This is a genomic window from Actinomyces sp. HMSC065F12 (assembly GCF_001814535.1).
In the GTDB taxonomy this organism is placed as follows: domain Bacteria; phylum Actinomycetota; class Actinomycetes; order Actinomycetales; family Actinomycetaceae; genus Pauljensenia; species Pauljensenia radingae_A.
Window position 1 is genome coordinate 1 of sequence record NZ_KV816983.1, and the last position, 25,189, is coordinate 25,189.

Sequence of the window (25,189 nt, forward strand, 5' to 3'; positions counted from 1 at the left end):
TTGTACAAGAGCGAAGAAAGATTCCATCGCAGCGGTAACCATTCACCTGTCCAACCAGCCCGGTGCGTTACACAAGGTCAAGTCCCCCTCCATCAGCCCGCTGCGCACGGACATGTCGTCGTGGGGATTCTTCGAGGCACACCAGGTGTGCGAGCCGTTTAGCTACCTCGATTCCGAGCTGATCGCCCACACGCTCACCGCCTCTGGGCAGGTCACCAACCCCGGACTGCTCGACGCGGTACCGATCATCACGATCAAAGGCACCGGGGCGATGACACTGACGGTCAACGCCGCCACCTACCGCGTCCAGTCACCGGCAGGGCAGATACCTTGGACTCGGCACAAAATCAACTTCAACAGCTCATTCAGGGGTACGTGCACTAGGTTCTGCGGTCTACTCGTGAGGTGCCTAAGGTCTATCCAAAGGTGATGCGGATCGAGGACCACAGCCTGCCGATCGGAGAAACGATCCACGATCAGGTTGAGGGCCGCGCCGATTTCGTGGTGCGCCGCACCTATGGTGGCTGGTTCAAGTCCCTAATGGAGTCTGAATCATTCGACTCTTACAGCGGAAAGTACGTGTTGGCGAAGCTCCTGAACACCTCCTCAAGCATTGTGTGGTGGCATCGCCTGCACCCACACGCAGGTGCATTCGTCTACTACAACCCGAAGGATCGCTACTTCCCGGACTTCGTTGCCCTTGACACCGATGGTGTCCACTGGATCATCGAGGGTAAATCCGAGAAGGGATGAGAAGACGCGGTTGTGCAAGCAAAAGCGCAAGGCTGCGGAATCGCTCGTCCGTCGATTGGTCGCCGAGGATGCCTTCGAAGGCCAGCGATGGGGCTATCTCATCGCGTATGAAGATGACATTGCTGATTCCGATTCGTGGGAAGACCTCAAGACTCGGAGCCAGCCTGTGAGCAACGCTTTATAGCGCGATGTGTGCGCGACTGGTCGCGAGCTACTCACCGCGTTGACGCTAGCTGCCAAGCACGAAGCGGTGGCCGAGGCCCGGCTCGGTGAGGAAGTAGCGCGGGGCGGAGGAATCCTCCTCGAGTTTCTGGCGGATCTGCGACATGTAGACGCGCACGTAGCCGGCCCCGTTCGTGTATTCGGGGCCCCACACGTTCTCGAGCAGTTCGTCCTTGCGCACGAGCTGATTGGGGTGGTTCACGAGGTAGCTCACGATGCCCCACTCGTGCGGGGTTAGGCGCACGGGCGTGCCGTTGACGGTCGCGGTTTTTGCGGCGAGGTCGATCGTGAGGCGACCGTCGGTGGTGGTCACGACGGGGGAGGGGGAGCCCGACGTTCGCCGCCTGAGGTTGGCGCGCAAACGCGCAAGGAGCTCCCCGAGCGCGAAGGGCTTGGTCACGTAGTCGTCGGCGCCGCGATCGAGCGCCTCGATCTTCGTGTAGGTTTCGTGGCGGGCGGTCACGACGATGATCGGGACGTCTGACCAGCCGCGGATCCCGTCGATGACGTCGAGGCCGCTCATGTGCGGCAGGCCGAGGTCGAGGAGGACGGCCTCGATCGGGTTGTCGGCGGCCATGACGAGCGCCTCCTCCCCGGTCGTTGCCGTGAGCACCTGGTATTTGCGGGCCGTGAGGTTAACGGTCATGGCCCTGGCCAGTGCCGGATCGTCCTCGACGATGAGAATCATGACGCGCTCCCAACGGTGGTGGTCTCGTGTGCGGGGGTGGGCACACTGTCGGTGGTGGCTGGGGTGATCGTGAGCGGCAGTGACAACACCATTGTGAGTCCACCTCCTGGAGTATCGTCGGCGGTGAGCGTGCCGCCCACGCCTTCCGCGAGCCCGCGCGCAACCGCGGCGCCGAGGCCAAGCCCGTGGCTGTTCGTCGTGTCACCGAAGCGCGTGAAGGGCGTGAACAGGCGCACCTTGCTCTCCTCGGTGAGGCCGGGTCCGTAATCGATCACGCGAATGAGGATACGCTCGCCATCCTGTGTCGCGTCGATCGTGACCCCCGAGTCGGTGTGTTTGGCGGCGTTGCTGATGAGGTTCTCGAGCACGCGTTCCATGAGCGCCGCATCCGTCGTGATTGCCGGCAGTTCGCGCGGGACGCGCTCGTCGAGCGAAGGCGGCACGAGGGAGGGGTCCATGTGGCGGAGGGTTTGGGCAACCAGTTCGGCGGGTCCGATGGTGACTGCCTTAACCTTGAGCTTATTCGTGTGGATGCGCGACATATCCAGGAGGTCCGCGACGATCCGATCCAGCCTGTCCGAGGACGATTCGATCGTGCGCAGAAGCTCCACCTGTGCGTCGCGGGGAAGATCAACGTCGTCGAGGAGGAGACCGGAGACGGCCGTTTTAATCGTCGCGAGCGGGGTGCGCAAGTCGTGCGAGACGGCCGTCAAAAGCGCCGTACGCACGGAGTTCGCGGCCTCGAGCTGCCGGGCCTGCGTGCGGGTCCGGTTGAGCTGCTCCTGGGTCATGAGGCTCACGAGCCGGCCCGAATAGGCTTCGAGGAGTTGCTGCTCACTCGACGTGAGCGGGCGGCCAACGAGGGCGAGAACGTGCTGGTCGTCGAGCGAAAAGGCTTCGTCGGCGAGCGTGACCGATTCGATCCGGATGCCCACTTCGTAGTCGGGCACGAGCGTCGTGCCCTCGACGTTGGCGAGGGCGACGCCATCCTGGCCGAACGTTGTGGCGATCTGCTCGAGGATCTCCTGAATGCCGATCCCGTCGCGGATCACGGAGCGGGCAAGCTCCGTCATGAGCTGCGCGTGCCGGCGCGCCTCCTGGGACTCGCGCTGGCGGCTCACAGCGCCGTCGACGACCTGGGCGACGAGGACCGCGACGAGCACGAACACGATGAGCAGGAAGATGTTCTTCGGTTCCGTGATGGACAGCGTGTGCGTGGGCGCGGTGAAAAACCAGTTGAGCAATAGCGCGCCGCCGATGGCCGTCGCGAGAGCCGGCCACAGGCCACCCACGAGGGCGACGACGACGGACGCGAGCACGAAGCTCATAATCGCCGTGGGCAGGTGCGCCGTGGGATCGCCGAGCGCGAGGTTCGCGAGGGTGACGACGATCGTGAGAATGGTCGCGAGTACCCAGCCTGTCGCGAGCCGCGCGGGGGAGAGGCTCGTGGACGGCGCAGGAGCCGACCAGTGCGTGGCGGGCGGGTCTACGGCGACGATGTGCACGTCGATGTCGCCGGCACCGTCGATAATCGTGGCGCTCGTGGACCGCATGAGCAGCCGCTGCGCGAAGCCCTGACGCGAAGCTCCCACAACGAGCTGGCTCGCGTTCACGGTCGTGGCGAAATCGAGGAGCGTGCGCGGGACGTCATCGCCCGAAAGCACGTGCCACGAGCCGCCGAGAGATTCGGTGAGGGAACGCGCTTCGCTCATCTGTTCGGGCGACATGCGCGGCGGGCCATCCGCCGCGAGGACGTGAACGACGAGGAGCTCGCGGCCGGCGATCCGCCCGGCGATGCGGCGGCCACGGCGAATGAGGGCGGCAGTCTTCTGGCCGCCGCCCACGGCCACGAGGATCCTCTCGCGCGCCGCCCACGGCTCCTTGATGCCTTCCTCGCTGCGGTACTTCTCGAGACCATCGTCGACCTGATCGGCGAGCCACAAAAGCGCGAGCTCGCGAAGCGCCGTGAGGTTCCCCTTGCGGAAAAACTTGCTGAGCGCCGCATCCACGGTCGCGGGCCCGTACACCTGCCCCTGCCGCAGCCGCACGCGCAGCGCATCGGGGCTCAGGTCGATCAGCTCGACCTCCTCCGCTTCGCGCAGGACCGGATCGGGAATCGTCTCGTTTTGCACGTGGCCCGTAATGTTCGTGACCACGTCGTTGAGGGACTCGAGGTGCTGAATGTTCACGGTTGAGATGACGTTGATGCCCGCATCGAGCAAACGGTGCACATCCTGCCAGCGCTTCGCCGTCGTATCCTCGCCGTGCACGGTATGAGCGAGCTCGTCCACGAGAACGACGTCGGGCTTACGCTCGATAATCGCCGGAACATCAAGCTCGTCATACGTCGAGCCGCGATAGCTCACCCGCCGAGGCGGAATCACCGGCAGCCCCTCAAGCCTCGCGGCGGTCCCCGAACGCCCGTGGGTTTCAACGACGCCCACGACGACGTCCTCCCCGCCCTTCAGGCGGTCGTGGGCCTCCTCGAGCATCGCGCAGGTCTTACCTACGCCGGGGGCAGCCCCCAGATACACCTTGAGTACACCGCGCACCGTGTTCATGTCAGTCCTTCGCCGCAAGCAGGTCGAGGTTCAGGTCATTGACGTTGACGACCTCTTCACCTGCAAAGCCGAGGGTTCGCCCCTGGGTGTGCTTCTTGACGAGCTGTTCAACAGCTGACCGCGAAAGCCCCGAGTTCTTCGCCACTCGTTCGATCTGGATACGAGCATACTCCGGGCTGATGTGCGGGTCGAGACCGGAACTACTCGCGGTCACCGCATCCGCGGGGACAACGGCCTCATCAACGCCGTTCTCGCGAGCGATAAGGGCGCGATGCTCAGCGATCTGCGCGGTGATCTCCTCACCGATAGGGCTCAAGTTCGAGCCGCCCGAAGCCAAACCGTCGTAGTTGCCCGCCGACATCCGGGGGTGGAACAGGGCGGGATCCTTCGACGTGTCCTGAGCGATCAGGGACGACCCGACGGTGCGGCCATCGAGGCTCATCATGGAACCGTCGGCATTGTGAGCGAACGCCCGGCCGGCGACCCATACGGCCGCCGGATAAAACAGGCCAAGCACAACGAGAAGGGCAAGAAGGACGCGCGTGGAGCGCCACATGGCGGAGACGATGCCCGAGAGTGTCGAGTTCATGAGTTTTCCAATCGAGAGAAAAACGACAGTGGTGGTGGGGCCGAGCCGGAGAGGTCACGAGAAGCGGCGCCCTCGCGGCTCGGCCCTCATGGTTAGAGCCCGGGAATGATGCTCACGACGAGGTCGATGAGCTTGATCCCGATGAAAGGAACGATGAATCCGCCCAGGCCATAGATGAGCAGGTTGCGGCCGAGGAGCTGGTTTGCAGAACCCGGCCGATACTTCACGCCCTTGAGCGCGAGAGGAATGAGCGCAACGATGATGAGCGCGTTGAAGATCACGGCCGAGAGGATCGCCGACTCGGGTGAACTCAGGCGCATGACGTTGAGCAGATCGAGGCCGGGGAACACGCTCACGAACATCGCGGGAACGATCGCGAAATACTTCGCGACGTCGTTCGCGATCGAGAACGTCGTGAGAGCACCGCGCGTGATGAGAAGTTGCTTGCCGATCTCGACAATCTCGATGAGCTTGGTCGGATCCGAATCGAGATCGACCATGTTGCTCGCTTCCTTCGCGGCCTGCGTGCCCGTATTCATGGCCACGCCGACGTCGGCCTGCGCAAGCGCCGGAGCGTCATTCGTGCCGTCACCCGTCATCGCGACCATGTTGCCGCCGCGCTGTTCACTGCGGATCAGCGCGAGCTTATCCTCGGGCTTTGCACCCGCGAGATAGTCGTCAACGCCGGCCTCTTTCGCGATCGCACGCGCCGTCAGCTCGTTGTCGCCCGTAATCATGACGGTGCGAATGCCCATCTTGCGAAGGTGCGCGAAGCGCTCCGTCATGCCTTCCTTGATGACATCCTTGAGGTGCAGGCTGCCGAGCACGCGGCGGGCCCCGGCCTTCTCTTCGGCCACGACGAGGGCCGTGCCACCGTCGGAAGAAATCTCCCGCACAGTCTCGTTGACATCCTCCGTGACGGTTCCGCGCTTCGCGGTGACCCACTTGAGGATCTCGGAAGCCGCGCCCTTGACGATGCAGTGCTCGGGAGTGCGCTGCACGCCGCTCATGCGCGTTTCCGCGCTGAACGGGATGAACTCAGCGTTTCGATACTCGTTTTCGGGAATCGGGCCAACGCCCATGGTCGTCGTCGCGAACTCCACGATCGAACGACCCTCGGGGGTCTCGTCCGCGAGAGAGGACAATAGCGCGCCGTAGGCAATCTCGTCCTCGCTCACGCCCTGGGCGGGAATGAACGCGCTCGCCTGGCGATCACCCACCGTGATCGTGCCGGTCTTGTCCAACAGCAGAGTTGTCACGTCGCCAGCGGCCTCGACCGCACGGCCCGACGTCGCCATGATGTTGCGGCGCATGAGCCTATCCATGCCGGCGATACCGATCGCCGAAAGGAGCGCGCCGATCGTCGTGGGGATAAGACACACGAGCAGGGCGATGAGAACCTCGATCGGTTGCTTCGCGCCCGCGTAATCGGCCATGGGAACGAGCGTTGCGACGACGAACAAGAAGATGAGCGTGAGCACCGAAAGGAACGCCGAAAGAGCGATCTCGTTCGGGGTCTTCTGCCGCTGCGCGCCCTCGACGAGGTCGATCATGCGGTCCACGAACGTGTTGCCCGGCTCCGAGGTTATGCGCACCTCGATCTCGTCCGAAAGGACGCGCGTGCCGCCCGTGACCGCCGAACGGTCGCCGCCGCTTTCGCGGATCACGGGAGCAGATTCGCCCGTAATCGCAGACTCATCGACCGTCGCGGCACCCTTGACGACGTCGCCATCGCCCGGGATCGTCTCGCCCGCACACACCACGACGATGTCACCGGGGCGAAGACCCGCGGCGCAAACCTCCTCGATGCTTCCATCCTCGCGGCGCACGCGGCCCACGGCCGCTGTCTTCGCGGAACGGAGCGCATCGGCCTGCGCCTTACCTCGACCCTCAGCCACAGCCTCGGCGAGGTTCGCGAACACGACCGTGAGGAACAGCCAGATCGCGAGCGAGAACACGAACACGCTCGGCTTGAAAAAGCCCACGATGATCGTGATGAGCGCGCCCATCTCGACGATAAACATGACGGGCGTGCGCACCATGTGCGCGGGGTTCAACTTGCGCAGCGCCTGTGGGAGCGCCTTGGCAAGAGCGCGCGGCGTGAAGCCTGATCCGGAATTCGCGGTCTTCTCCTCGTGAGGCTGCGAAGAAACGCGGTCGGTCACCTGTACCTGAGTCATTACATGAGTCCTTCAGCAAGTGGTCCAAGAGCGAGCGTCGGAAGGAAAGACAGGCCGGTCACGATGAGCGCGATGCCGGTCATGACGCCTGCAAAGAGAGGTGTGTGAGTGCGCAGGGTGCCGCGGTTGGTCGCGACAACCTTCTTGGAGGCGAGCTTGCCCGCGAGCGCCACCACGAACAGCATCGGCAGGAAGCGGCCAAGCAGCATGGCGAGGCCCAGCGCCACGTTGAAGAACGGCGTGTTCGCATTGAGGCCCGCGAAGGCGGAACCATTGTTGTTGGACGCCGACGTGAACGCGTAAAGCACCTCGCTGAAGCCGTGGGGGCCGCCGTTGGCGAGCGACGCCGCCGTCGACGGCAGGGCGATGGCGACTGCCGATCCCACGAGCACGAGCACGGGCACGACGAGGATGTACAGGCTCAAAAGCTTGACCTCGGTCGGGCCGATGCGTTTACCCATGTAGACCGGCGTGCGGCCCACCATGAGCCCGCTGATGAACACGCTCATGATCGCGATGACGAGCATCCCGTACAGGCCGGAACCGACGCCGCCCGGCGCAATTTCACCGAGAAGCATGTTGAAGATCAACACGCCGCCGGAAATCGGCTCGTAGGAGGAGTGCATCGAGTCCACGGCGCCCGTTGAGGTGAGCGTCGTCGCGGTCGCAAACAGGCTCGAACCGACGATCCCGAAGCGCGCCTCCTTGCCCTCCATCGCGGCGAGATGATCGCCCGCGAAGTGAAGCTGGAGGGAGGTCGTGGCGGCGAGCGAACCGATCGCGAGAACAGCCATCGCGCCGAGAACAGCCCAGCCCTGACGCTTGTCGCCCACCATGATTCCGTAGGTGCGGGGGAGGGCGAACGGGATAAGCAGGATCAGGAAGATCTCGATGAGATTTGTGAGGCCGTTCGGATTCTCGAACGGGTGCGCGGAGTTCGCGTTGAAGAAACCGCCACCGTTCGTGCCGAGCTCCTTGATCGCTTCCTGGCTCGCGACGGGCCCGCCGGGAATGATCTGTGTTCCACCGGTGAGGGTGTGCACGTGCTGGGCGGCGTTGAAGTTCTGGATGGCGCCGCCGGCGATCAGAAGGATCGCGCCGATGAACGCGATCGGCAAAAGGATGCGGAAGTTACAGCGCACGAGGTCAACCCAGAAGTTACCGAGCTTATCCGTGCCGTGGCGGGCAATACCGCGGATGATCACGATAGCCACGCAGATTCCGACGGCGGCCGAAATGAAGTTCTGGAACGACATGCCCAGCATCTGCGTGAGATGGGACATCGTCGTTTCACCGCCGTACGACTGCCAGTTCGTGTTGGTCACGAACGAGGTTGCCGTGTTCCACGCCTGCGTCTCTTCGACGGGGCCGAGGCCGTGCGCCATGGGCAGCCACTGCTGAACGCGCTGCAGGATGTAGAGGCCGAGCACACTCAGGAGGGAGACGGCGAGAATGTTGCGAAGGTAAATTCGCCACGAGTGCTCTCGGTCTGTTCGGATCCCCGCGAAGCGGTACACGAGCCGCTCCGGCCACAGGTGGCGCTCAGAGGTAAAGGTGCGCGCCATGTACGCGCCGAGCGGTCGATGCACCGCGACGAGTGCCGCGATGAGAACGAGGATTTGAATGAACGCCATGGCTACCCGAACCTTTCCGGTCGAATGAGTGCATAGGTCACGTACACGATTGCGGCTGCGCAGATGAGCAGCCAGGCGATATCGAGGATGGTCACAGCAGGCTCACCGCCGATGCGAGGCCCAGGCATCCTCCGAAGAATACGGTCGTCAATACGACAAACACAATGTCGAGCACGGTATGGCTCCTGAATGATGCTGCCGGAAACCCTCCGGCGTGGCGGATCCGCAACCGGGGTACCCGGCGTGCGAAGTCGCTCGGTTGAGCGGCACTGCTATTGAACGTCGAGGTCGCCCGGGCCCGAATGAAAACTGACGCGTTCTTGACGCGGCGCCGATTTTTCCTGACACATTCTTGACACCGCCTGGTCAGGGGTCACATTTTTTGCCTGTTTCTCGCCGCGCGCGTGCGTGAGGTGTGCCCCGTGAACTTGGAGGCGGGGCGTGGGGCCGCTATGCTGCTGTAGTTGGAGTAACAGGGGCCTTTAGCTCAGTTGGCAGAGCATCGGACTTTTAATCTGTGGGTTGGGGGTTCGATTCCCCCTGGGCCTACCACTGTGATGTGTCGGGACATTGTTGACAGTTTGTTGGCGGTGTCCCGGTCTTTTTGTGTGTGGGGTCGATGGTGTGTTCGGCGATGATTTCTCCGATGGTGCGGTCGATGGTGATGGTGTCGTTGCCTGCTATGAGGATGAGGACTGGGTGGTGTGCGTAGGGTCTGCCGATGCCGAGGCGGAGGAGTTTTCCTGAGTGGCGCATGGTGACTTTGCCTGCGATGGCGACACTGTCGTGTCATATTCGCCAGATCCTCTCGAATAGCTCGGTGGTGGGGTGTGCGGGTGGTGTGGTTGTGTACACGGTGTGTGGGGTGCGCCTGTTGAAGACTCTGTGGGGGCGTTCGTAGTTGTAGATGCGGGTGAACGTGTCGAGCTGGTTTTGCAGGCTGGTGATGGTTGGGGCTGATGGTTGGGCGGCGAGCCATTTTTCGAGCGTGTAGTGGTAGCGTTCGATTTTTCCTTGTGTGGTGGGATGGCCGAGGAGCCCGTTTTTCTGAATGATGCACAGGTCGTGAAGGAGTTGTTCAAACGCGTTGCGTTGGCGGTTTTGGGCGCGTGCTCCGCGCGCGTGGCGCGTGCTGTAGACCATGGCGTTGTCGGTCAGTGTGGAGCGCGGGTACCCGTAGGTGCGCGTCGTGGTGGTAAAGGTTTCCACCACGACGGGGCCAGTGATGCGCGGGTGTGCGCTTGCGTGCAGGAAGAACGTGAGCGGTCATCCAGCCAGGAGATAATCTCGACTTACTCGGTTTGAATGTGCCAGTGCGTGAAGTCGGATTACCACATTTCATTAGGTGCAGCGGCTTCGAATCATTTCCATGCTGATCGTGGTTCCTTGTGGGGCTGAGGCACAACACAGTTGTGCTATTTGAGGATCCTCCAGATCGTGCTCACGCTGGGGCGTTCGTGTTCGTCAAGACGCGCCCATATGCTTTCAGCCCCGCCATCAAGAACTTGCTCGATCAGCGTGGCGCGTAACCGCAGCACGTGATCCACCACGTGGGGTGGGCATTGGTGGGGGTGATGGTGGGGTCTGCATGAGCGGGACTGCAGGCCTGTCAGGCCGTCTTGTTGGTAACGCTGGATCAGGGTGTAGACCCATTGGCGTGAGATGCCGAAACGCTTCACGGCCTCGCTGATGTTCATGCCTGCTTCGATAACGCTGGAGACGATTACTTCGTTTTTGTTTGTTTCAATCATGTGTCAACGATGACGTGACACACCTGTCAACGATGACCCGACACATCGCCTGCACCCCATGTCAACTATGACGTGACACACCTGTCAACTATGTATTGAAACCAGACAAGCGGCCAAGGCGCACTGTGTTTTGTTGGTTGAATCCGACTGGGAGGGCGACTCAGAGAACGAGACTCTGAAATATTGGAGCCAATTTGACGGCCAGCGCGTGATCGTCGGGCTCAGTGATCTGCGACTGCCCACTGACGTCAGCCTGCCTGTGGGCGAGCCTCGCGGCGGAAACAACTACGTTTTCTGGCCGCAAAATTAAGCGGCAAAAGGCGCTAGGCCGTCACCAGCGGCATCGTCACGGCATACTGCGCAGCGTCGTAGCAGTGCGTCGCGTACTCGACGATCCGCCCCGACTCGTCATACGACGTTCGCTTCATGGTGACGAGGGCAGCCGACGGATCAACGTGCAGAATCTCCGCCTCATAGTCTGAGGCATTCTTCGCTCCGATCTGCTGATAGCCCGACTGGAGGTGGACACCAGATTGGGCCAGGCAATGGTAGAAGCCGTCGCGTGCCAGGTCGGTCAGCGACGGGGCAATGTCGGAGGGCACGTAGTTCTGCATCAAGGCAAGGCGAGAGTTATCGAGCCACCGCAAACGCTCGAAGAACACAATTTCCGTCCCCTCATCGCACGCGAGTTTCTTACTGATGTCCTCATCAGCAAAACGCACCTCGTAGCGCAGGACTTCCGTGCGGGTGGTGTGGCCGGCTTTGATGAGGTCCTCGTTCAGACTTGACAGCTTCACCTGGCGTTGAACCGGGCTGGGGGAGACCCGCGTTCCGACACCGCGACGTCGCGACAGCAGTCCTTTCGTCACCAGATCCTGGAATGCGCGTCGAACCGTCGGGCGGGAGATCTGCAAGCGGTTCGCCAGTGACACCTCGTCCTCAATTGTCTGGCCGGGCAGGATCTCACCCTTGGTGATCATGCGTTCCAGTGGTACAGAAATCTGCTGATGCAGAGCAACCGGCGAGTCACGATTAATGGTGATTTCGAGGATAAAGGGCTCGTCGAGGTGTTCCTCGTCTGACTTGGTAGTTGTCATGTCAATCTCCCACTGCCTGTTGTCGTGTTCTCGCGGTAAAGGTGCTCATCAGCCACGATGGTGAAGGAGCATTAGCCAGGATCCACGTCATGTTGTGTACACGCTAGTCATGTCAACTCCGAATGATACCTCATTTTGAAGGGGTTGGAGATGACAAATAAAAAGGAAGTTCACCCAGTGTCAAAATCCTCTTGTTGTATCTAACTGCACAGGAAAACCTTAAATTGTACTGACAAAATCTTGACGATGGGAACTATGTGAGAGATAATGAGTGTAGTCAAGAACCAAGAGCCGGACGGGCACAACGCTGGCCCGACCGATCCTGGTGGAGTGACCGTGAGCAATAGGGCTCGTAGGACGATGAGAGAAGAAATGGTAGCTATCAGGGAAATTCCCGAGATCAGGATGTATGAACCGCAGCGGATTGCGCAAGCTTTGGAATCACGCAAGCCGGGCGAGTTGAAGAAAGGCGACAAGCTCATGATCATCGCCTGTGACCACCCTGCGCGCGGCGCGCTGGGAGCAGGAAGCGATGACATGGCGATGGCCAGCCGCATCGACGTGCTCGAGCGTTGCGTGGAAGCATTGAGCAGACCCGGTGTCAACGGCTTCCTGGGTACGGCTGACATGATTGAGGATCTCACGTTGCTGGGAGCTCTGGACGGAAAACTTGTCTACGGCTCGATGAACCGCGTGGGCTTGCGCGGCTCGAAGTTCGAAATGGACGACCAATTCAACTGCTACGATCCGGACGGCATTGAAAAGGCCAGGCTGGACGGTGGCAAGACGCTGACGCGTATCTGCCTGGAAGACCCCGCCACGGCCAACACCCTCAAGGCGACAGCCGATGCAATCAACGCAATGTCGGACAGGGGACTGGTCACCATGATCGAACCCTTCATGTCGAAGTGGGTGGACGGCTCCGTCGTGAACGACCTGACTCCTGATGCCGTCATCAAGTCGATGGCTATTGCTTCGGGCCTGGGTCGCACATCCGCCTATACTTGGTTGAAGTTGCCATGTGTCGATGACATGGAGCGCGTCATGGAAGCTGCGACACTACCGTCGCTGATCCTGGGCGGCGAGGTGTCCAAGGATGCTGACGTGACACTGGAGAAGTGGCACGTCGCCCTGCAACAACCGAACGTCTTTGGCCTGGTCATCGGGCGGTCCCTTCTGTTCCCGACCGATGGCGATGTCACCAAAGCTGTCGACAATACTGTGGAGTTACTGTGAACGACAACGAAAAATACGTCATCAAGGCCGGATCCACGGCCGAAGGCAAGTTCCAGACCTCGATTTCCGCTGAACGTGCTGGCTGGGAATGGTGCTCGCTGCGCGTCGTCGCGCTCAAAGCAGGCGAGTCCCAGAAAGTCGACACCGAGGGCGAAGAACTGCTGGTTCTTCCCCTCGAAGGCTCAGCAACCGTCGAGGTCGACGGCGAACGCTACGAGCTAGCTGGCCGCGAATCCATCTGGACCGGAGTCACCGACTACATCTACATCCCGCGCGGCAAGGAATTCACGCTCACCGCAACGACCGACGGCCGCTTTGCGTTGCCGGCAACCAAGGCGGCCAGAGATCTGCCCGTGCGGTACTGCCCGATTGACGAAGTCAACAGCGGCATTCGTGGTTCCGGGAACTGGACTCGACAGGTGAACAACTACGCCCTCGGCAATGAGGTGGAAACGTCGCACCTGCTGGTCACCGAAGTGCTGACCCCCGGCGGCAACTGGTCCTCCTACCCGCCTCACAAGCACGATGAGCACACAGAGACTGAACGCGTCCTTGAAGAGATTTACTACTTCGAGATTCGCGAGGGTGGCCTGTCCGGCAGCGACGAAAAAACTGAGGGCCTGGGCCTGCAGCGCGTCTATGATTCGCCGGGACACCCGATCGATGTGTGTACCGAAGTGCGCTCCGGTGACACCGTTATCGTGCCTCATGGCTACCACGGTCCGTCGGCAGCTGCGCCCGGATACGACATGTACTATCTCAACGTGATGGGCGGCCCGGCTGAAGACTCAGTATGGCTCATGACAGATGACCCGGTCCACACGTGGATGCGACAGGAATGGGAAGGGCTCGACATTGACGAACGAGTCCCGTTCTTCCCGATTAAAGAATCAGAGGTGAAGTAATGGCCAACGAAGAAACAGTACGCCTCACAGTTGGACAGGCAATCGTCCGTTTCCTGGTGAACCAGTACGTCGAGCATGACGGGGAAGAACATCGCTTTGTCTCCGGTGCATTCGGCATTTTCGGTCACGGCAACGTCCTGGGAATCGGACAGGCTTTGTTGCAAAACGAGCTGGACCCCGAACCCGATGGCGGATCCCTGCCCTACATCATGCCGCGCAACGAGCAGGGAATGGTCAACGCGGCTGCCGCCTACGCCAAGGCGACCAACCGTCAGCGTATCTTCGCATGCACGTCTTCGATCGGACCTGGCGCACTGAATATGGTCACAGGCGCCGCACTGGCCACGACGAACCGTCTGCCGGTTCTGCTGTTCCCCAGTGATATTTTCGCCACCCGTTACCCCGATCCCGTGCTGCAGCAGGTTGAGAACGCGCAGACACTGGATACCTCGGTCAACGATGCGTTCCGCCCGGTCAGCGTGTTCTTCGATCGGATCAATCGTCCTGAACAGCTGCTCCCGTCACTCATGCAGGCTTTCCGTGCGCTGACTGACCCGGCCGATACGGGTGCAGTGACGCTGGCGTTGCCTCAGGACGTGCAGGCCGAGGCGTATGACTTCCCGGTCAAGGCGTTCCGCAAGCGCGTGTGGCACATTCGTCGCGCTCCGTTGGACCAGGCGTCGCTGGATCGTGCGGTTGACGCCATTAAGGCTTCGAAAAAGCCGCTGGTTGTTGCCGGCGGTGGGGTGAAGTATTCCGAGGCATCCCAGGCCCTGCGTGACTTTGCGGCCGCGACCGGGATGCCGGTCTCTGACACTCAGGCAGGCAAGGGTGCGATCAACTTCGATCACCCTCAGGCCGTCGGCGGCGTGGGATCGACGGGCTGCGACAGTGCGAACCACCTGGCTGACGAAGCTGACCTGATCATCGGTGTGGGCACACGCTACTCGGACTTCACGACAGCTTCGCACACCCAGTTCAAGAACCCGGATGTCGCATTTGTCAACATCAACGTCAAGCCCTTCGATGCAGTGAAGAATGCTGGAGAAATGCTGGTGGCTGACGCGCGAGAGGCACTTGTCGCACTGACCGGCGCGCTTGATGGCTGGCATGTCGATGATAAGTACTCGCACAGGATCGCTGATGAGAAGGCAGCGTGGGAGAAAACCACGAAGGAGCTGTACCACCTTGATCATCAGCCATTGCCCTCCCAGCTGGAGGTCTTCGGCGCACTGAACGAGATGATGGGTGACAACGACATCGTCATCAACGCTGCCGGATCTATGCCCGGCGACCTGCAGGCACTGTGGCAGGCGAAGAACCCGACGCAGTATCACGTGGAGTACGCCTTCTCGACCATGGGATATGAAATCCCAGCCGGCTTGGGTGTTAAGCTGGCTCATCCTGATTCCGAGGTTGTCGCAATCGTCGGTGACGGTACCTATCAGATGCTGCCGATGGAACTGGCCACCGTCGTTCAGGAGCGCGTGAAAGTCATCTATGTCCTGTTGCAGAACCACGGCTTCGCCTCGATCGGCGCGCTGTCAGAGTCGCACGGATCCCAGAGGTTCGGCACCCGTTACACGATGGGTGCAGGCAATGCGCACAACGAGCCGGGTGACAACCTGCCGGTCGATATCGCCAAGAATGCTGAATCATGGGGCCTGGACGTACTGCGCGTGACAACGATGGACGAGTTCCGCGATGCCTACCGCAAGGCCGAAGCATCCGACAGGGCGACGATGATCCACATCGAAACTGACCTGTACGGACCGAACCCGCCGAGCTCAAGTTGGTGGGATGTTGCAGTGGCCGAGGTTTCGCGCATCGATTCGACCACCGAGGCTCGCAAGGAGTACGAAGAGAAGAAGGCAACGCAGCGCCTTTACCTGTGAAGATGACGAGCGGGCGGTAGGGGACTGGGCTCAGTCGCCTACCGCTGCTCGCGTCTTAAGACATAAAGCAAGCGCGGCAACAGGTGTGTTCCTGCTGCCGCGCTTGATGCGTCGTGCGACCAGATCAGATCTGGTCAGCCGCTTTCAGGATCTGGCGGACGACCACGACTGGTGTCAGGATCGAGGTGGCCAGACCGGTTGCGATGGTCAGCGCTGGGTTAACGAACAGGCCGGCGATTGCCAGGACGGCGGCCAGAGCAAGCAGAACCGTCAGGACAATTGTAAAGGTGCCGCTGTGGGCGTACTCCTGCTCGCGGATTGCTGGCATGGTCATGCTGGTGTCAACGAGTGCAGTCATTGTGGAACTTTCCTTTCTGAATATGCCGTCTCAGACTCGTTTTTTCGTGATTAATGTCGTTTCTTCCCTCACGTCTGAGGTTCCAGGCATAGCGGATTCTGTTTATGGAAGTCAGTGGGATGATCTGAGAAAGTGTGCGAGGCCTCGCGGATAATTCGTCTCAGGATCGTCTGCAGCAAGTAGGTGCAGGCGTGAAAGAATGGCGCTGTCCGTGGGATATGGAGCAGTCGCGGCTGAGCAATGAGAGTGAAATCGCTGGGGCATAAGCCTCAGCCTGCATCATCTGCAAAGCGTTTCTCCTTCAACTCGGGCGCGATATGCCTTGGTGGGCATTCGCACCACCTAGTGCATGGCGTGTCCGAGGAGGCTCACCTCGCTCGTACGGTCATTACAGTAACGTATACATCTGGCGATTGCTAGTACAAAGTGTCAATTGTGGTGCACTACTCCAAATTTGAGGCCCTTCATGATGGTAAATAGCCTGATGTAGAGGGATTTGGGGAATGTAGCGACAAATGTGTGACTTTCACTTGAATAAGTCAGTGATGCGCGATACACTTTTGGCGCGCGCCAAAAGGGTGAAAGAAGAGCGACGTGAGCCCATTCAGGCAGGTGCGCTGAAGAGAAAGGTTCAATGATGAGCGGAAAATCCAGGAACACCGAAAACCCGAAATACTCCAAATTGGTCGTGGGGGTGTGTCCCGACCAGTGGGGAGTGTGGTTTGCCGAAGATGACAAGCAGATCGAGCCACGCCAGGCGATGAAGGAAATGGCCGAGGCAGGCTTTGAGATTCTTGAAACCGGACCGTGGGGATACTTCCCGACTGATCCCAAGGAGCTGACCAAGTGGACTGATGAATTTGGCTTCAAGGTCGTCTCAGGTACAGGGTGGGGCATCCTGCACAAGAAGGAAGCATGGCCAGAAACTGAGCGCCATTTCCGTGAGATGGCGGAAACGGCTGCCGCGGTGGGCGCCGAATACATGGTGCACCTGCCTCCGCTGTACCGCGATGATAAGACGTGGGAATGGACGGATGATCGTGTGCTGGATCCAGACACCTGGAAGCTCTACATCGAAAACGCCAACAAGCTGGGACAATTGCTGCTTGATGATTATGGTCTGAAAATGGTGCTGCATCCGCACGGCGATTCCCACATTGAGACCCCCGAAGAGATCTACCGCATATTCGATGCCACCGATCCTCGGTATGTCAACCTCTGCCTCGATACCGGACACATCGTCTACGGCGGAGGCGACCCGATCGAAATGATCAAGAAGTACCCCGAGCGCATTACCTATGTGCATATCAAGTCCTTCGACATGGACATTGCACGTGAAGCCCATGAGAAGGATTGGCCATTTGGCGAGGCGGTCGCGAAGGGAGCAGCAGTGCGTCCACCTGCCGGCGCCCCCGACATGGTTCAGCTCATTGACGCGCTCTCGGAACTTGATCGAGAGATCTACTGCGTGTGCGAGCAGGACATGTACCCGTGTGCACCTGATTTCCCGCTGCCCAATGCCATTAAGACGCGCGAATATCTGGCCTCCATTGGCCTTGGCACGCTCTAGCAAATCGGAACAAATAGGAGGAAGACGATGACCGTGCGAATCGGTGTGATTGGTTGCGGCGGAATGGGGCGGGCCCATGTCGAGCGCATCATCAATGACTTGTCAGGGGGGCAGATTGTTGCAGCCGCAGATGTCAACCTGGAGGCCGCGCAGCAGGTCGCAGATGCGGTTGGTGGGACAGCGTATGCGTCAGGCCAGGAACTGATTGCAGATCCGAATGTTGATGCAGTGCTGATTGCCACCTTCGGCCGTGTGCACGCCCCCGACGTGATCAACGCGATCGAAGCTGGCAAATATGTACTCTGTGAAAAACCGCTGGCGACGACTACCGAGGACTGTCTGGCCATTATGGACGCCGAACAGAAGGCAGGTAAGCGCCTGACTACCGTGGGATTCATGCGCCGCTTCGATCCTGCCTACAATTCGATCAAGGCTATTGCCGATGCCGGTGAAAACGGTCCGATCCTCATGGTGCACAACAGGCATCGCAACCCGAGTGTGCCAGAGAACTACTCATCGCGCATGCTCATCGATGACACGGCAATCCACGAGATCGACACCATGCGCTGGATGACGGGCGAAGAAATCGTGGAGGTTCGCGTCGATCCGGTACGTCAGACCACCAAGGCGCGCGAGGATCTGCATGAGCCCATCGTGTTGGTCATGTACACAGATTCCGGCATTCGCCTCGATGATGAAGTTAACGTCAGTCTGCAGTGGGGATACTCCATCGAGTGTGAAGTCGTCCTGGAGACGGCGGCAGTGCGCCTCGGAGATCAGGAGGGCATCCACATCCGCGACATGGCTGGCAACCGTAATCCGATCTGTCGATCGCACATTGATCGCTTCCAGACAGCGTTCAACGCGGAAGTACAGGCGTGGATCAACGCAGTAGCGCGCGATGAACACACTGGATCGACGGCGTGGGACGGGTACGCGGCAACTGCCGTTGTCAACGCAGCACTGGAATCGCAGGAAAAGGGCGGGGAGGTTGTTCGAGTCAGCATGATCGACAAGCCTGATTTCTACGCCTGAGACAGACAGTGGGGCGCTCACCGGATCTGTTTATACCTGGGAGCGCCTCGCTGGACTCGCCGCGCTATTGAAGTTCGTGTGTAAAACAGCTACATTGGAACTACCGATTTAACGCGCGTTAATGCAGGACCGACAAACGGAGTCAGATCCTTACACCGCACATTTTTCACATCGAAAGGGACGCAATGGTTCACATCGCACTTGATCCGAACATGTATTACCGCTCCATGTCAACGGCTCAGACCCTGCATAAGGCTCGTGAGCTTGGTTTCAACTACGTCGAGCTATCACCCAACACAGAGTTCCACTTTTGGCAGCGCCATCCGAAGTGGGATGACGACCTCATTGACGAGCTCAAGAAAGCTGAAAAAGATACGGGAGTGAAGATCGAGACTCTCAACCCGGTCTTTAACTGGTCATCTGTTGACGAACAGGAACGTCAGGCGCAGGTGCGCAACTGGCGCTCCCTGCTCGAAGCTGCTGACCGCCTGGACGTGCGCAAAATAGTCTCCGAGTTCTCCGGCAACCCCAACACCCTCGTCCAGTGTGAACACCAGTGGTACAAGTCGATTGACGAGCTGTCTGGTGACTTCGAAAAATACGGCATCCAGCTGGCGATGGAGCCGCACCCTTACGATTTTGTCGAAACTCACGACGAGGCCTATTCCATCATCCGCGGCGTCAACAAGGACTGGATCGGCTACGAGTACTGCGGGCCTCACACATTCCATATCTCCGAAGGCAAGGGCGACATCGAACGGATGATCAAACACTGCGCACCGAAGCTGCGCGAGGTGCACGTGGCCGATGCCTACAACCACGCGGCCAATGACGGTAACCGCTACATCGTCAACCCGCCCGGTGTTGACGCCCGAGTCCACCAGCACAATGAAATCGGCCAGGGCGAGGTCAACTGGAGCGAACTGTTCGACGCACTGCGCGAGGTCAACTTCGATGGAGTCTTCTCCGTGTGCATCTTTGGGTGGCATGAATGGGCCGATGAGATGAATACGCGGGTCTTGGAGCGTCTGCGCTCCGAGTTTCCGGATGCTCGATAAGCTGGAGGACAGTCCAGACTCACAGGAAGGCCCCCGCATGCGGATCACACAGACAGATGTTGCTCGCATGGCGGGGGTTTCCCGTCAGACAGTCTCGCTGGTTGTCAATGATGATCCGAGAGTGGCGCCCTCGTCACGCCAGGCAGTCCTCAAGGCGATAGAAAAGAGCGGATATCGCGTCAATGCGACAGCACGCTCCTTGGCGACAGCATCCAGCGGCGTCATCGGAATGCTGCTCCCGAACCTCAACAACCCGTTTTATGCCGTGTTGGCTCAGCAAACGCGCGAGGCGTGCGACGCTGAACGCCTGGGGCTGTTTATCGCCACCTCCGATTCTGCACGCGAAAAATCCGCGATCGAACGCTTCCTTGACTTCGGGGTCGACGGATTATTGCTCGTGTCGCCGCGCCATAAAGCTCACGAACTGGCCGCATTGACACGGGGAACACCCGCTGTGATCCTCACAGCCTCGTCAGCGCCTGCCGGTATCGATCTGGTTCGCGCAGATGACGAGGGCGGGAGTGCCCTCGTCACCGGGGATCTGATGGACGAGGGATACGCACCCGTTATCCATATTTGTACCGACATCGATATGGAGAGTGAAACGGCCTCACTGAGGCAGGCGGGGTACGCGTCAGTCGTGACATCACGCGGACAGGACGTGCTGACCCGTGTGGTCTCAGATCAGGACATCGTCACCACCGTAAAGGACATCATCGCTCGGTATGGCTCAGGCTTTGGAATCGTTGCACACAACGATATGACGGCGTTCCGCGTCATCTCTGTCCTGCTGCAGGCAGGGCTGACGATCGGCCAGGATGTTGGTGTGGCCGGATTCGACAATACATATTTGGCACGTTTCCCCGGAACCGAATTGACGTCAGTGGATCAGGAAGCTGAGCAGCTCAGTAAGCTGGCTATCCGGCTGGTATTGGAACGCCGCGAAGGCCGGACTGATGACGTGGAAATAGCAGTGCCGACCAAGTTGGTCAAGCGTGCATCGACAAGCAGGGGAGAAGTCACATGAAACCGGTTCGGCAAGCTGATGTCGCCAAAGCGGCAGGCGTTTCACGCGGACTGGTCTCCCTCGCACTGTCAGGCTCTGGCCGCGTAGCGCCAGAGACCGTGGAGAGAATCCAGAAAGTCGCGCGAGAACTGGGCTATAGCCGAAACTTCACGGCCGCGACTCTGGCATCAGCTCGAAGCACTCTGGTGGGCGTGGTGCTGCCCAATTTGCGCAACCCATATTTCGAATCGCTCGTCTCCGCCTACCAGAATGAAGCAGATCGGCGCGGTTTGCTCACCTTGGCCGCGACAGCTGCCGGGCATCTGGGGCGTCTGGAGCGGTTGCTGGACCAATTCGATCAGTTACGTGTGCGTGGCATCATCCTGGTCACCCCCGATCAGGACTCCCAGATCTACCAGTCGATTGCCGAACGCTACCCGGTTGTTGCCGCCGGTGTTCCCTTGACGCATGAGCTCATCAGCACGGTTCATATTGATGAATTCAAAGCAGCGCGCCTGATTGCGCACCACGCGGTCGACACCGGCTGTACGCAGGTGGTGTACGTGACAAATGATCAGACCGATGCGTCTACACGCTATCGTCTTGCTGCCATCGAGCAGGAAACAGATGCGGCTGGGCTGCAACTGGAGCACTACACGATCCGCGATGGGCGTTTAGGAGAACTGACGTCACGCGAGGCGACGTGTTATCTGGTTCAAAACGATCTGATGGCCATCGATGTTGTGGCGTATCTGAAGGCATCTGGCGCCAGGCCGGGTATTGACTTCCCGGTCATGAGTTACGACAACACCTATCTGGCGGAGAATCCGCAGTTCCTCCTCACCTCGATCGACCAGGAGCCGGCGCAGCAGGCGCAGCTGAGTTTTGACCTGATCGAGGCAAACCGGCAGGTCGGAACCGAACGCGTCGTTGAGCCGCGTCTGATCGTGCGTGCCTCCTCACGCAACCTCGCCCGCCCGTAGTGCGACTCACTTTACGATTCGCCTTGACAGTTGTGAGAACAAACCATACTATTACTCGTAGTTAACGCGCGTTAGCGTATGAATAGCGCCGTTAATTCACCGCTTGCGTAGCTCGGGGCGGTGACTCACCAACAGATGATCGACGAGGGAGTCATGATGAATGGTCACACAATTTCAGTAGCTGTTATCGGCGCAGGAATGGCTGGTCGCACGCACGCCAACGCGTGGCGGCAGGCCACGACTATCTACGATCCACATAAGCTGCCGCAGCTTCGATATGCTGCAATCTGCGATGCCTATGAGCCATTCGCGCAAGATGCCGCACGCGCATACGGATACGACAAGACCGTCACTGACTGGCACGAAATTGCAGAAGACCCGGAAATCGACGTGGTCTCGATCGTTGTCGCGAATGCACTGCATCGTGAAATCGCCCTGGAACTGATCAAGGCCGGAAAGCACGTCCTGTGTGAGAAGCCCTTGACGGACAACCTCGACGATGCCCGTGCAATGGCAGAAGCTGCTGCTGCGGCCGACGTCGTTACAGGCGTTGGGTTCGGATACCGTCGCCAGCCTGGCATCGCTGAAATTGCCAAACTGGCCGAGGATGGAGCGCTGGGCGATATCGTCCATTTCACCGGTCGCTACACCTGCGACTACGGAGCCGATCCGAACACCCCGATCGCATGGCGGTACAAGGGGCCGATGGGGTCAGGCGCCCTCGGAGATGTGGGGTCACACCTGATCGACACCGCGGAATTTGTATGCGGGCAGATCAAGTCCGTTTCGGGTGCCGCATTCGCCACTGCGATTACCATGCGTCCACCGGCAGTGCAGGGTGTGTCCGGAGGTCGAGGGATTTCCACCGATGCGAAGGCAACCGAAAAGGTGGAAAACGACGATGCGGCCATCTTTACCGCGCACTTTGAATCCGGCGCGGTCGGATCGCTGGCGGTGTCACGCATCACTGTGGGCGATCCGAACCAGCTTGAATTCGAAGTCAGCGGCACGAAAGCCAAGGCAGCCTTTGATATGTCACGCGCAGCAGAAATCAAGCTGGCTGACAACGCAGGAGCGCGCGGCCTGACAGGATCGCGCCGCATACTGGTGGGACCCGACTTCCCGTACTTTAAGGATGGCTCCTCGATGGCGTTCGCAGGCGTCGGTGTCACCCAGATCGACCAGTTCACCTACCAGGCACGCGCATTCCTTGACCAGGTTGCCGGCATCGACGAGGGACTTCCCGAGGTTCCCGGATTCGACCACGGCTACCGCGCCATGCGTATCCAGGCAGCTGTCGCAGAATCTGCCGCGAATGGCGGCGCCAGCGTCGACATCAAATAGTCACAGTAATTCTCAACGACCGGAAGGAACACCATGTCTTTAACACTGAGCTTCTACACGCAGTGCCTCGGCTCCTACCCGTTGGCAGAGGCACTCGATATCGCCAAGTCAATGGGATTGAACGGTGCCGAGGTCAACGTCGGCGGCTTCGTACCCAGCCCGCACGCGCATGTGGATCTGCTTCTGAGTTCGCAGACGGCACGCGACGAATACCTCGGCATCTTCGCTGACAGGGAGATGAAACTTGCCGGACTCAATGCAAACGGTAACCCCGTCAACCCTTTGCCCGACGTCGGTCCCAAACATGATTATGACCTTAAACGAGCCATCAAGTTGGCTGGCCTGCTCGGCGTCAACGAGGTTGTCACAATGTCGGGTGCACCCGGCTCCGACCCCGGTGCACGCTACCCCTCGTGGGTGGTCAACCCGTGGGACGGCGTGTATGGGGAGGTGCTGGAATACCAGCTGGATGTCCTTGCCGACTACTGGAAGGAGATCGATCAGCGTGCCGGCGATGCGGGCGTGAAGATCGCCTGGGAACTTCACCCTCATAACACGATCTTCACCCCACACGGATTCCTCGACTTCGTCGAGCGTACCGGTGTGCGCAACATCGGTGTGAACCTGGATCCGTCCCACTTGATGTGGCAGCAGATGGACATTCTCGCATGCATCGACCTGCTGGGTGACCACATTCTGCACGTCCATGCCAAGGACACGAAGATCGAGGCAGGGGTGGCAACCAAGGGCGTCTTGGATACAGGATTCGGCCATTGGCCGGAAAATGAGGACGATCGTTACCCCAGCGCAATGGCACACTGGTGCCAGGTCTGGCCGCAGGATCCTGCATGGCGTTTCGTATATCTCGGTGGTGGCAATGACGTCAGCTTCTGGACGCAGTTCTGCCAGGCAGTCGCGGCGATCAACCCGGATATGAACGTCTCTGTCGAACATGAGGACAACCAGTACGACATGATCAAGGGACTCGAGATGAGCGCCCAGACGCTGATCGAGGCCGCCAAGGGCCTGTGAGACTGACTGATCACTGAACAAAGCTGAGCATGGTCGCTAAATGTAGTGACAAATGCTCGACTTTGTCGTACACTGGAAATGTCCAAGCTGAATAGCACGACGAAGTGAGGAGAAAGGTCATGGCAGTTCACGACGTTCTAACCGTTGGCCGCAGTGGCGTGGATGTTTACCCCCTTCAGGTGAACACGCCCCTTGATCAAGTAAAGACGTTTCAAAAGTTCCTCGGCGGATCGCCGATGAATGTCGCGGTGGCAGCGGCAAAACTGGGTGAAGATGCGGCAATCCTGACAGGTGTGGGCGACGATCCATTCGGAAAGTATGTTCGCGACGAAATGCGTCGCCTAGGTGTCAGCGATGAATTCGTCATCACCGATCCGAACCTGAACACACCGGTGACGTTCTGCGAGCTTGTTCCCGACGCGCCGTTCTTTTTCTACCGCGAGCCGTCGGCTCCGGACCTGCAGATCAGGACTTCCGATCTGCCCGAGGAAACCGTGAAGAACTGCAAGATTTTCTGGTTCAGCGGCACCGGCCTGTCAGAGGATCCTTCCTACACCACCCACATTGACGCACTGAAGATGCGCGGCCACAAGCCATACACAATTTTCGATATGGACTGGCGGCCCATCTTCTGGGACGACATTGAACTCGCTAGACAGCGTTACGCCGAGTGTCTCGAATACACCGACGTGGCAGTGGGTAACCGCACCGAATGCGAAATTGCAGTAGGGGAGAAGGACCCCGAGCGTGCTGCAGATGCACTCTTGGAACGCGGCGTTAAGATCGCCATCGTCAAGCAGGGGCGCGACGGCGCACTGGCCAAGACGGCCGACGAGCGCTTGGTTGTGCCTGAACTGCCGTGCGTGCCCATGAATGGCGCAGGTGCTGGTGACGCATTTGGCGGCTCGCTGGTGCACGGTCTACTGCAGGGTTGGGATTTGGAGAAGATCATTCAGGGCTGCAACGGTGCCGGTGCGATCGTGGCAGCGCGTCTGGAATGCTCCACGGCAATGCCGACCGAAGAAGAAATCTGGAAGGCGGTCAACGCCGGAACGTGTGACGTTCTGAACGAAGACAACTGACTCAACTCAGTCAATATGAGACGGTGGGCTAGCGGCCGATTTGCTTTGGCTCTGGCCCGCCGTTTCGTATGTCCTCCGAACAGCGGATCGGTAGACTCCCTCGGTAATCGATAGTTTGTACGTTCAATTCCATTTACAAATGTTACAAATGAGGATAGAATTGATGTACGGTCCGGAAAGCACAATCCGGTGCGTCGGCAGTGAGAAGTG

Annotated in this window: 23 protein-coding genes, 1 tRNA gene and 1 pseudogene; 15 read left to right on the forward strand and 10 right to left on the reverse strand. The window is 59.7% G+C overall.

Annotated elements, in window-relative coordinates; all coding sequences use genetic code 11:
- Positions 1–430: pseudogene (locus HMPREF2975_RS12790) on the forward strand (hypothetical protein); the annotation flags it as partial.
- Positions 430–753 (forward strand): hypothetical protein, encoded by a 324-nt coding sequence (locus HMPREF2975_RS06170; RefSeq protein ID WP_058236514.1) that lies wholly within the window; start codon positions 430–432, stop codon positions 751–753. The pseudogene HMPREF2975_RS12790 and the gene HMPREF2975_RS06170, both read left to right, overlap by 1 nt.
- A gap of 229 nt (positions 754–982) precedes the next feature.
- Here the strand turns inward: HMPREF2975_RS06170 and HMPREF2975_RS06175 are convergent, their stop codons facing one another.
- The 6 genes from HMPREF2975_RS06175 to HMPREF2975_RS13095 form a co-directional block, all read right to left on the reverse strand.
- Positions 983–1,663, reverse strand: a complete 681-nt coding sequence (locus tag HMPREF2975_RS06175) for a response regulator (RefSeq protein ID WP_058236515.1) — start codon at positions 1,661–1,663, stop codon at positions 983–985.
- Positions 1,660–4,224, reverse strand: a complete 2,565-nt coding sequence (locus HMPREF2975_RS06180) for a DUF4118 domain-containing protein (protein WP_070726515.1) — start codon at positions 4,222–4,224, stop codon at positions 1,660–1,662. The genes HMPREF2975_RS06175 and HMPREF2975_RS06180 overlap by 4 nt, the downstream gene beginning before the upstream one ends.
- A 1-nt stretch (position 4,225) precedes the next feature.
- Entirely contained in the window at positions 4,226–4,813 is a 588-nt protein-coding gene (locus HMPREF2975_RS06185; protein WP_070726517.1) for a potassium-transporting ATPase subunit C, read from the reverse strand.
- Positions 4,814–4,905: 92 nt separating this feature from the next.
- Entirely contained in the window at positions 4,906–6,993 is a 2,088-nt protein-coding gene (gene kdpB, locus HMPREF2975_RS06190; protein WP_070726519.1) for a potassium-transporting ATPase subunit KdpB, read from the reverse strand.
- Complete coding sequence (kdpA, locus tag HMPREF2975_RS06195; RefSeq protein ID WP_058236519.1) at positions 6,993–8,627, reverse strand: potassium-transporting ATPase subunit KdpA; 1,635 nt, start codon at positions 8,625–8,627, stop codon at positions 6,993–6,995. Before kdpA ends, kdpB begins: the two co-directional genes overlap by 1 nt.
- Positions 8,628–8,629: 2 nt before the next feature.
- A complete protein-coding gene (locus HMPREF2975_RS13095) occupies positions 8,630–8,755 on the reverse strand; it encodes a potassium-transporting ATPase subunit F (protein WP_082628504.1) in 126 nt (41 codons plus the stop codon).
- Positions 8,756–9,103: 348 nt separating this feature from the next.
- Here HMPREF2975_RS13095 and HMPREF2975_RS06200 point away from each other — a divergent pair.
- Positions 9,104–9,179, forward strand: a tRNA-Lys gene (locus tag HMPREF2975_RS06200).
- A gap of 72 nt (positions 9,180–9,251) precedes the next feature.
- Complete coding sequence (locus tag HMPREF2975_RS12950; RefSeq protein WP_257590411.1) at positions 9,252–9,374, forward strand: hypothetical protein; 123 nt, start codon at positions 9,252–9,254, stop codon at positions 9,372–9,374.
- Between the two features lie 42 nt (positions 9,375–9,416).
- Here HMPREF2975_RS12950 and HMPREF2975_RS12010 read toward each other — a convergent pair whose 3' ends face one another.
- The 3 genes from HMPREF2975_RS12010 to HMPREF2975_RS06215 form a co-directional block, all read right to left on the reverse strand.
- On the reverse strand, positions 9,417–9,839 hold the full coding sequence (locus tag HMPREF2975_RS12010; protein ID WP_083314454.1) for an integrase core domain-containing protein: 423 nt from the start codon (positions 9,837–9,839) through the stop codon (positions 9,417–9,419).
- Between the two features lie 203 nt (positions 9,840–10,042).
- Complete coding sequence (locus tag HMPREF2975_RS12015) at positions 10,043–10,378, reverse strand: helix-turn-helix domain-containing protein (RefSeq protein ID WP_083314455.1); 336 nt, start codon at positions 10,376–10,378, stop codon at positions 10,043–10,045.
- A 323-nt stretch (positions 10,379–10,701) separates the two neighbouring features.
- Entirely contained in the window at positions 10,702–11,475 is a 774-nt protein-coding gene (locus tag HMPREF2975_RS06215; RefSeq protein WP_070726524.1) for a GntR family transcriptional regulator, read from the reverse strand.
- A gap of 372 nt (positions 11,476–11,847) precedes the next feature.
- Between HMPREF2975_RS06215 and HMPREF2975_RS06220 the strand changes: the two genes are divergently transcribed.
- Genes HMPREF2975_RS06220 through iolD form a run of 3 tightly spaced genes read left to right on the forward strand, consistent with a single transcriptional unit; the run spans position 11,848 to position 15,511 of the window.
- Positions 11,848–12,711, forward strand: a complete 864-nt coding sequence (locus HMPREF2975_RS06220) for a Cgl0159 family (beta/alpha)8-fold protein (protein WP_058236524.1) — start codon at positions 11,848–11,850, stop codon at positions 12,709–12,711.
- Positions 12,708–13,616, forward strand: a complete 909-nt coding sequence (iolB, locus tag HMPREF2975_RS06225) for a 5-deoxy-glucuronate isomerase (protein WP_070726526.1) — start codon at positions 12,708–12,710, stop codon at positions 13,614–13,616. The genes HMPREF2975_RS06220 and iolB overlap by 4 nt, the downstream gene beginning before the upstream one ends.
- Positions 13,616–15,511, forward strand: a complete 1,896-nt coding sequence (gene iolD, locus HMPREF2975_RS06230; RefSeq protein WP_070726528.1) for a 3D-(3,5/4)-trihydroxycyclohexane-1,2-dione acylhydrolase (decyclizing) — start codon at positions 13,616–13,618, stop codon at positions 15,509–15,511. The genes iolB and iolD overlap by 1 nt, the downstream gene beginning before the upstream one ends.
- Before the next feature lie 124 nt (positions 15,512–15,635).
- On the opposite strand, the gene HMPREF2975_RS06235 is transcribed toward iolD, so the two are convergent.
- Positions 15,636–15,869: a hypothetical protein gene (locus HMPREF2975_RS06235; protein ID WP_058236527.1), complete on the reverse strand. Its 234-nt coding sequence runs from the start codon at positions 15,867–15,869 to the stop codon at positions 15,636–15,638.
- Positions 15,870–16,506: 637 nt separating this feature from the next.
- Between HMPREF2975_RS06235 and HMPREF2975_RS06240 the strand changes: the two genes are divergently transcribed.
- From HMPREF2975_RS06240 to iolC, 8 genes are all read left to right on the forward strand, one after another.
- On the forward strand, positions 16,507–17,439 hold the full coding sequence (locus HMPREF2975_RS06240) for a TIM barrel protein (RefSeq protein ID WP_058236875.1): 933 nt from the start codon (positions 16,507–16,509) through the stop codon (positions 17,437–17,439).
- 27 nt (positions 17,440–17,466) lie between these two features.
- Complete coding sequence (locus HMPREF2975_RS06245; RefSeq protein WP_070726530.1) at positions 17,467–18,474, forward strand: Gfo/Idh/MocA family protein; 1,008 nt, start codon at positions 17,467–17,469, stop codon at positions 18,472–18,474.
- A gap of 185 nt (positions 18,475–18,659) precedes the next feature.
- Positions 18,660–19,532 carry a sugar phosphate isomerase/epimerase family protein gene (locus HMPREF2975_RS06250; RefSeq protein WP_070726532.1) on the forward strand — a complete coding sequence of 291 codons (873 nt, stop codon included), beginning with the start codon at positions 18,660–18,662 and terminating at the stop codon, positions 19,530–19,532.
- 37 nt (positions 19,533–19,569) lie between these two features.
- A complete protein-coding gene (locus HMPREF2975_RS06255; RefSeq protein ID WP_070726752.1) occupies positions 19,570–20,559 on the forward strand; it encodes a LacI family DNA-binding transcriptional regulator in 990 nt (329 codons plus the stop codon).
- Complete coding sequence (locus HMPREF2975_RS06260; protein WP_058236531.1) at positions 20,556–21,521, forward strand: LacI family DNA-binding transcriptional regulator; 966 nt, start codon at positions 20,556–20,558, stop codon at positions 21,519–21,521. The genes HMPREF2975_RS06255 and HMPREF2975_RS06260 overlap by 4 nt, the downstream gene beginning before the upstream one ends.
- A 153-nt stretch (positions 21,522–21,674) precedes the next feature.
- A complete protein-coding gene (locus tag HMPREF2975_RS06265) occupies positions 21,675–22,865 on the forward strand; it encodes a Gfo/Idh/MocA family protein (protein WP_307781414.1) in 1,191 nt (396 codons plus the stop codon).
- A gap of 33 nt (positions 22,866–22,898) precedes the next feature.
- A complete protein-coding gene (locus HMPREF2975_RS06270) occupies positions 22,899–23,897 on the forward strand; it encodes a sugar phosphate isomerase/epimerase family protein (RefSeq protein ID WP_070726533.1) in 999 nt (332 codons plus the stop codon).
- A gap of 119 nt (positions 23,898–24,016) precedes the next feature.
- Positions 24,017–24,979 (forward strand): 5-dehydro-2-deoxygluconokinase, encoded by a 963-nt coding sequence (gene iolC / locus HMPREF2975_RS06275; protein WP_070726535.1) that lies wholly within the window; start codon positions 24,017–24,019, stop codon positions 24,977–24,979.
- Positions 24,980–25,189 lie beyond the last annotated feature (210 nt).